The organism is Chamaesiphon sp. VAR_69_metabat_338 (genome assembly GCF_031423935.1).
Taxonomy (GTDB): Bacteria; Cyanobacteriota; Cyanobacteriia; order Cyanobacteriales; family Chamaesiphonaceae; genus Chamaesiphon.
Genome location: NZ_JANPGM010000766.1, coordinates 1 through 8,492, shown reverse-complemented (window position 1 = coordinate 8,492; position 8,492 = coordinate 1). Strand labels below are relative to the sequence as shown.

Here is an 8,492-nt window from a genome sequence, read left to right as displayed (position 1 = left end):
GCTCCATTCGCTCGACGACCTCAAACAACACACTCGCCTGCCCGTGCTCGGTGCCATACCGAAAATGTTGCTCTCAAACAGCACTCAGTCGGGATTGAGCTTGCCATTCCGTGGAGCCTCGACACCTTCAATCTGGCAGGTCATCAACTGGTTGCCCTTCCGCGAGTCGATCGATCTGGTATGCAAAAACATCGAAATGCAGGAGTCGGCCACGTTTCTCAAATCGCTGGCGGTCACTTCGATCTTACCCGACGCAGGCAAATCGACAGTGGCACTGGGGCTAGCTATCAGTGCCGCTCGCCTGCACAAGCGGGTTTTACTGATCGACGCAAATTTTCGCGACTCCAGCGTGCATACCCAACTCAACTTACCTAACGATCTCGGCTTGTCAACACTGTTAACCGCTGAGGTGAAAATCCCCGCCGAAAAACTCATTCAAACTCTGGCATCGAACCCTAATCTGGCAGTCCTCACAGCAGGGCCGACACCCACAGATCCGGCTCAACTACTCAGTTCGCGCCGGATGGTCAAGCTGATCGGGGAACTGGAGGCCGACTACGATCTGGTCGTCATCGATGCGCCGCCGCTATTGGGGATTGTGGATACGATGCTGGTCGCCTCTGTGTGTAGTGGGGTCGTGTTGGTCGAGCGGCTCGGGAGCATCAATCGCCAACACTTAACTCAAGCTGCAACGATGCTCGGTCAGTTGAATGTAGTCGGGCTGATTCCCAATGGCGTCCACTACTCACCCGATCGCTATGCCCCCAATTCTCAGGCAATGTCTTTGCAACCTAGTTTCAAACGGCATTGAAATCGACTCAACGATCGAGCGCAATTAATATTATCACTTAAAGATATGACCGAGCGAATTAAGAAGGTGTTAGTGACTGGGGGCGCAGGTTTCATCGGTTCGGCGACGATCGCCGCACTGCAAAATTGCGGGCATGAGATTTATGCGATCGACAATTTATCATTTGGCAATCGCCAGTTTATCGATCTCCCCGATCCGCACTTTTTCGAGATCGATCTGCTCGATCGACTCGAACTAGCCAAAGTTGTCAGCCACATTAGTCCCGACTGGATCGTGCATCTAGCGGCGATCCATTTTATTCCCTACTGCAACCAGCATCCAGTCGCCGCCGCCCAAGTCAATATTCAGGGGACGATGAATCTACTTGATGCTGCCAAAAATGTCCGCAATCTGGAAAAAGTATTTTTTGCTTCCACTGCGGCAGTCTATCCGATCTCCGATCGAGCCATTTCCGAGACTCATCTGCCCGCACCTACAGACATCTATGGCTTATCTAAGCTCACAGGCGAGCATCTGATGAATGAATTTCACTTACTCACCTCCGTACCGACGATCGTCTGTCGATTCTTCAATGCCTTTGGCCCCAACGAGACGAATGCTCACGTAATTCCCGAAATTCAGCGACAGATTAATGCTGGCTGCCGCACCATTCAATTAGGCAATCTCGATCCCCAGCGCGACTTTATCCATACCTCCGATATGGCTCGGGCGATCGGCAAATTGCTGACCGCATTCGATCGAGGAATAGACATCTTTAATCTCGGTCGCGGGATCGAATACTCAGTCACCGAAGTAGTCGCGGCATTCGAGCAAGTATTAGGCGAAAAAATCGCGATCGAAGTCGATCCGGCGAGAGTCCGCAAGGTCGAACGAATGCATTTGCTCGCTGACATTACTAAGCTGAAAAATTTTATCGATTGGGAACCAAAAATTAGTCTCAAGCAGGGGATTAGTACTTTAATCGAACACCAACCGCTTGTCTCGATTGGCTAGCGATCGAAGTAAGGAGATAGATCTAATTGCTAAAAGGATGTCTGAAAACTCAATTTTTAAGCATAAACCCTAGAAATCCCCCCTAACCCCCCTTTTTAAGGGGGGAACCGGATCCGGAAGTCCCCCTTTTTAAGGGGGATTTAGGGGGATTCTCACTAATTTCGCTTTTTCCAATATTTAACTTATGAGCGATCGACAAAAAATTTTATTTCACTTGCCAATCTCCAATCCACCAGATGCCTTAAATGGCACTAATGGTCGCGTCTTGGGGATGCTCAAATATTTCCACGATCGCCGCGATCGATTTGCGGTAGATGCGATCGCGGGTAATAAATTTGGCAGACCAGAATGGAATGCCGATCGCCAGCTCGATGTCTTGAAATTTGTCGATAATATTTTCGTTTATCAGGGAGAATCTAATTGGTCTGATTTTATTTATAGCCGCAGTCAAAGTTTCTATCATCAACGATTATTACGTCAACAACTTCCCGTTGATTCGGATTATTTTACACCGCCTGGTTATATTAAGTATTTAAACGAATTATTGACGCGGCGCAGTTATGATTTCATCTGGATTAACAATCTTGACTATGCCCATTTAGCTAGTAACTGGAGATCGTCTATTCAGACAGTTATCGATATTCACGATATTACTACCCGCTTTAGGCTAGTCAGAAAGAACATCGACTTCTCTAAAAACTTGAAGTTTGACTATGAAGCAAACTTTGCCAGAGAGATCGCTTTGCTCGATCGATTTGACAAGGTAATTGTCGATTCCCAATTCGAGCGAGATATCCTCGCCAAAGAACTCCCGCCTGACAAACTGCACTTTATTCCCTCTCAGGTAAATGGCTTAGATAGTGGTAATAATTTGATTCCTTATCTAGAGCGGTTATTTGAGTATGATGTCTTATTTGTGGGATCTGACAATCAACCCAATCGTGAAGGTTTGCAATTCTTCCTGGGTGAAGTTTTGCCCCAGATTGTCGAGCGCGAACCCAATCTCAAAGTCGCGATCGCAGGTAAAATATCGGCTGCAGTTAGAGTCGAATCAACATTAGCTAAACATGTGACTTGCTTGGGTTACGTTCCCGATCTGGCCGAACTTTATCTGCGATCGAGATTAGTAATTTGCCCCTTGAGATCGGGCGCGGGGACGAAGTTTAAGTTGGTAGAGGCGATGGCTTATGCCATGCCGATCGTCACGACAATTCATTCAGCATCAGCTTTAAGTTTAGTTGATGGAGTGAATGCTTTTATTACCGACGATCCGGCTATTTATGCCGATCGAGTTTTGCATCTCATCCACGTACCAGAGCTAGCCGATCGATTGTCAGTGCAAATATCTAAAACATATGCCAGTCAACATGCAAGCGCGGCTATTTATACCAAACTCGATGCCATCTTTGGACTTCCTGCGAAAGTCAGGCTTTAGACTTTAGGCTTTAGACTTTAGGCTTTAGGCTTTAGGAGAAGAAATATTAAAAAAGATTTTGTTTTTACTTTTACAATATATTTTTTGAAGCAGATCTCGTTAGGAAGGCAGTCAATCAAACTTATCGGTTTAGATCGATATATTTATGCTTCGGTGTGTTACCGCAACAGCGTAACGCACCCTACGATCTATCCACTATTCACTATCCACGAGAACTCGATTTAGATGTCGAACAGCTTATGTCTAAACTTACTACCTCTGTTCGATTTTTATTGAAAGCCACTAATTTTTGGCATAACCATCCGATCTTGCGGGAGTTTAAATATTTTCCCAAGATCGCACTCTTAGCCATTATATTTTCGGTACTTGCAGCCGCTTTTGAGGGAATTGGATTGGGTTTTCTCCTCTCCTTTTTACAGAATCTGACAAGTCCCAATGCAGCACCACTCAAAACCGGTATTAATTGGTTCGATCTGTGGTTTTTAGGTGTCAATACTTCGGCTACCAGTCGATTGTATCGGATCTCTGCGGCGATCTGGCTGAGTACTTGTACGCGGGCACTATTTAATTATTTAGCTCAACTTTATACAGAACTTTCCCAGCTTCATTTGACAGATCGGCTCCGCAAGCGAATTTTTGAACAGCTCCAGGCGGTAAGTTTGAGCTACTTTTCAACTTCAAATTCAGGCGAATTAATTAATACTATCACTGCGGAGATAGAACGCTTCAAGCAAGTATTTAATGGCGGCTCATTCTTATTCACTAGGAGTCTAGCGATTCTAGTTTACTTGGTGTCGATGTTATTGATTTCCTGGCAACTGACGATCGTGGCATTCCTACTATTTGGTTTGATGGCGGTGGGTTTGTCTACAGCGAACAAGCGGGTACGCGAAGGGAGTTTTGAGGTTTCGACGGCAAATGGTGATTTTACTACCACAGTAGTGGAACTAATTGGCGGAATGCGGACTGTGTGGGCGTTTGCGACCCACGACTACGAACGCAGGCGTTATTATCGAGCCAGCGAACGGGTTGTCAGCTCGTCGGCAAAGATGGTGAGGCTGTGGGCAATGGTGAAGCCGTTAGCCGAAGGAATTGCTACAACAATTCTGATTACGATGATTCTAGCGGCTTTTAATGGCTTTTTAACTAATGGAGCATTGCCAGTTGCTTCATTACTAACTTTTCTATTTATCCTGATTAGATTAGTCCCATTTATTCAGGATGTAAATGCCACCGTAGCGGTACTCAGTAGTCTGCATGGCTCTAGACAGAAGATCGAAGAAGTGTTGAGAACTGATAATAAGACATATTTTCACAATGGCACGATCGAATTTATCGGCTTAAAGCGATCGATCGAATTTATTGATGTTGATTTTAGCTACGGTGACGGTCGCCCGATCTTACAAAATATTACGCTGTCGATCGAACGCGGTCGCGTGACTGCTCTAGTTGGGGCTTCTGGTGCTGGCAAAACAACTTTAGCCGATCTGATTCCCCGCTTTTACGATCCGACGGCTGGTGCGATCTCGATCGATGGAGTCGATCTGCGGCACTTAGAAATCGATTCATTTCGGCGCAAGTTAGCGGTAGTCAGTCAAGATACGTTCATCTTCAATACTTCTGTCCGCAACAATATTGCCTATGGTACAGCAACAGCAACCGATATCGAAATTTATCGGGCTGCCAAGCTGGCTAATGCGCTGGAATTTATCCAGGAGATGCCGCAAGGGTTTGAGACGATTCTCGGCGAACGTGGTGTCAGGCTCTCTGGCGGACAAAGGCAACGTATTGCGATCGCGCGCGCCCTGTTGCGCGATCCGGAAATCTTGATCTTGGATGAAGCGACAAGTGCCTTGGATTCTGTTTCTGAAAGAGCGATCCAGGAATCGATCGAACAGCTTGCGAGGGGGCGAACGACAATCGCGATCGCCCATCGTCTTTCGACCATCTCTAAGGCGGATAAAGTCGTTGTACTCGATCGTGGGCGCATTGTCGAGCAGGGCACCTACCAAGAGCTACTCCAGCAGCAGCAGTATCTCTGGAAATATCACCAGATGCAATATGTCCAACAACATGCGGTTTAAAAAGATGTCTTCGATCGTAGATCTGAATCCCCCTAAATCCCCCTTAAAAAGGGGGACTAAGAGTGCATTTAGCCTCCCTTTTTAAGGGGGGTTGGGGGGATTCTCTAGGATCTAAGTGACAAACTATCCGCATCTATACAACATTTAATTTTAAGAGGTTGTAATTATGAAAATTTCTCACTCAAAAATTTTTCAATTAAAGTTTTCCGCTCAAGCCTATCTCATCATTGTTGTCGCCGTAATTGGCATTCTGTTCCGGTTTGGCAACTTGGATCTGAAAGTGTATTGGCAAGACGAAGCTTTGACATCCTTGCAAGTAGCTGGTTATAAGCAAGCAGAATTTATCAAAACAGCTTTTAATTCAGAAATTACCACACCGTCGGCTTTGCAGCGTTACCAGGAAATCGATCCCGATCGGGGTGTGTTCGATACCATCAAAGCTTTAGCCGAAGAAACACCAGAACACCCACCGCTGTATTTCGCCGCGCTGAGGATTTGGGCGAATTTTTTCGGCAGTTCTGTTGCCGCATATCGGAATTTTTCGGCACTAATAAGTTTATTAATACTGCCATGTATTTACTATCTCTGTTTAGAATTATTTGGTTCGCCCCGAGTTGGATATTTTGGGGTAGCTATTGCCGCGCTCTCGCCTTTCTTGATTGAATATGCCCAAGAAGCCAGACAATATAGTCTGTGGATGGTGGCAATTCTCATTTCCAGTCAAACTCTATTAAGAGCGATGCGACTGAATACTTGGCAAAGCTGGAGTATCTATGCAGTTACCTTAGTATTTAGTTTTTATACTCATCTATTTTCGATCTTTATTCTATTTGCTCAGGGATTTTATGTGTTGGCGATCGGCAACTTCCGCTTAGATCGTACGTTCCGTGCTTTTATGTCCGCTGCGATCGCTGGCATCCTGGCATTTGTACCGTGGATCGTGACATTTCTGACCCATTTGACAGAATTCAATCGATCGATGTCGTGGACTTATCGACTGTATTGCTCGCCATTAGACCTGCTCAGAACTTGGCTGACTCTACCCAGAATGCTATTTTTCAATCTAGATTTACCTCGGATTGGGTTCTTTAGTACCTATTATTTTGTCGCGGTCGTTACAACCCTTTTCTCTGGCTATGCCATCTATTTTGTTGTTCGTAACACTAAACCAAAAGTGTGGTTGTTGCTCCTGACACTTACTGTTATCCCTCTGCTATTTTTAGCAATACCAGATCTGCTCAAAGGTGGGACTCGATCGACAAACGCTCGATATTTAACTCCGGCTTATTTAGGAATCGAAATATGTGTTGCCTACCTACTTGCTACTCAAACTATGCTGGCGACTAATCGCAAACTTTGGCAGATAGGTTTTGCAACTTTACTATCGATCTCCACCCTAGCTGGTGCCATCAATTTGACGATGAACTATTCATATGGCAAAGACAAAGCCATTGTTACAAACGCTAACTCGATCGATTCCGGTTCCCAATCGCTATTAATTGCTAATCCTCATGATTACAACCCGATGAAAGTCTTAGCGTTGAGTAAACGGCTTAATTCAGATATCAAAATTCAACTTCTGCCTGAGACAAAAACACCGACAATTCCGAATGGATTTAAAAACTATTATTTTTACTCTCCTCAAGTTCCCCCTAGCTGGAAGCAGTTTGTCAAGAATAGTGCATTCGAGTCTATAAAAATATCGAAAAATAACAATGAAATATTGTGGGTTTATCGAAAAAAATGACAATTTAGTGTCAAATACGATCGACTGTCAACTGAATAAATGACTGCTGCTCGATCGATTCTGTAAAACTCTACTTCTTTGTCAATCGAGGCGAACTGATGAGAGCTATAACCAAACCTGCCAAGTTGTCACAAGGTTACATGATTCAGCTAGATGCTCTCAGAGCATTCGCAGTAGTGTGTGTCATGTTATCGCACTTTATCCCACACAATATTCCAAATTCTTTGGTTAGTGCTAATGTAGCAATCAGTGAGTGGTTTCCAGGTGTCCCCCTGTTTTTTGTACTGAGTGGTTTTCTAATCACGGGTATTTTATTAAGATGTCGAGATACGACGATCTACGATCGTCAAAGTTTGGGGTTTACACTTAGAAGATTTTATATCCGGCGGTCTTTACGGATTATCCCCATTTACTATCTCACGCTTGTTGTTACTGCCCTCATGTTTAAGAAAGTCAGAGATATATTTTTTTGGCACTTAAGTTATACAACAAATATTCAGGTCTTCATTCAAGGTGCTTTCGACCAAACGAGCAGTCACTTCTGGTCGTTAGCAACGGAGGAACAATTTTATCTGATTTGGCCGTTGGTCATACTCTTGACGCCGAAGCAACATCTTTTAAAAGTAATTATCGCCGCAATTTGTCTGGCGATCGTCTCTAGATTTGGCTGCTATGCGATCGGCTTAAGTACAGAGCAGATCTATGTTTTTCCACTTACATCTCTAGATCGCCTCGGCTTAGGCGGATTGCTCGCATTTTTTACGCATCACCACAATTACTATGCGCGTCACAAGCAAATATTGTGCGATCTTGGTTTGTGGATTTGTTTACCGTTAATCATTTTTTCAATTGTGTTCGCAAATTCCAAGGCGATCGATCTCTCGATCGAACCAACTGTTGTCGCTATTTTTTATGTATGGCTGGTGAGCCGTGCGGCAGATGGATTTGGCGGGATACTTGGCAAAGTAATGGAACTAGAACCAATTGTATTCTTGGGAAAAATCAGCTACGGACTGTACGTTTACCATTATTTTATGAATCCTATATTTTCTAAAACATTTGAAATTATCGGATTCGTTGACAAGCTGCCTGTAACTGTTGAAGTTATCCTCAAACTGGTAGCATCGCTGATAATCTCAATACTTTCTTGGTTTTATATCGAGCAGCCAATTAATAACCTTAAACATCACTTTAGTTATGAAAAAAATTAGATATACGTGTCGCGACTCAGACAGCCGCCGATTGAAATCGGGGCTGATGTTGCAAAGTCCGCCTACGCGGACTGATTAACTAGTCCGCGTAGCGAAAAGTGCGGTCTTGGGCTTTGCCCGTCTTGTCGTTTTCTTATTCGGGGGGAACCCCCGAATAAAAACGCCGCAAGTGAAGCACCTTTTCAAGACAGGCGGACTTCGCACCATGAGC

At 44.6% G+C, this 8,492-nt stretch carries 6 protein-coding genes; all 6 read left to right on the top strand.

What is annotated here, in order from left to right; all coding sequences use genetic code 11:
• The coding region (locus RMO84_RS21195) for a CpsD/CapB family tyrosine-protein kinase (RefSeq protein ID WP_310490421.1) at positions 1 to 811 on the top strand (811 nt) is incomplete at its 5' end.
• Between the two features lie 45 nt (positions 812 to 856).
• On the top strand, positions 857 to 1,804 hold the full coding sequence (locus RMO84_RS21190) for an NAD-dependent epimerase/dehydratase family protein (RefSeq protein ID WP_310490420.1): 948 nt from the start codon (positions 857 to 859) through the stop codon (positions 1,802 to 1,804).
• Positions 1,805 to 1,988: 184 nt separating this feature from the next.
• On the top strand, positions 1,989 to 3,239 hold the full coding sequence (locus RMO84_RS21185) for a glycosyltransferase (RefSeq protein WP_310490419.1): 1,251 nt from the start codon (positions 1,989 to 1,991) through the stop codon (positions 3,237 to 3,239).
• A 239-nt stretch (positions 3,240 to 3,478) separates the two neighbouring features.
• Complete coding sequence (hepA, locus tag RMO84_RS21180) at positions 3,479 to 5,323, top strand: heterocyst formation ABC transporter subunit HepA (protein ID WP_310490418.1); 1,845 nt, start codon at positions 3,479 to 3,481, stop codon at positions 5,321 to 5,323.
• 166 nt (positions 5,324 to 5,489) lie between these two features.
• Positions 5,490 to 7,070 (top strand): glycosyltransferase family 39 protein, encoded by a 1,581-nt coding sequence (locus RMO84_RS21175; protein WP_310490417.1) that lies wholly within the window; start codon positions 5,490 to 5,492, stop codon positions 7,068 to 7,070.
• Between the two features lie 98 nt (positions 7,071 to 7,168).
• Positions 7,169 to 8,281: an acyltransferase gene (locus RMO84_RS21170; protein WP_310490416.1), complete on the top strand. Its 1,113-nt coding sequence runs from the start codon at positions 7,169 to 7,171 to the stop codon at positions 8,279 to 8,281.
• Positions 8,282 to 8,492: the final 211 nt, after the last annotated feature.

Bases quoted from the DNA above. Each gene is read 5' to 3' on its own strand.
- hepA (WP_310490418.1), top strand. From the start codon at position 3,479: ATGTCTAAACTTACTACCTCTGTTCGATTTTTATTGAAAGCCACTAAT.
- RMO84_RS21175 (WP_310490417.1), top strand. From the start codon at position 5,490: ATGAAAATTTCTCACTCAAAAATTTTTCAATTAAAGTTTTCCGCTCAA.
- RMO84_RS21170 (WP_310490416.1), top strand. From the start codon at position 7,169: ATGAGAGCTATAACCAAACCTGCCAAGTTGTCACAAGGTTACATGATT.
- RMO84_RS21190 (WP_310490420.1), top strand. From the start codon at position 857: ATGACCGAGCGAATTAAGAAGGTGTTAGTGACTGGGGGCGCAGGTTTC.
- RMO84_RS21185 (WP_310490419.1), top strand. From the start codon at position 1,989: ATGAGCGATCGACAAAAAATTTTATTTCACTTGCCAATCTCCAATCCA.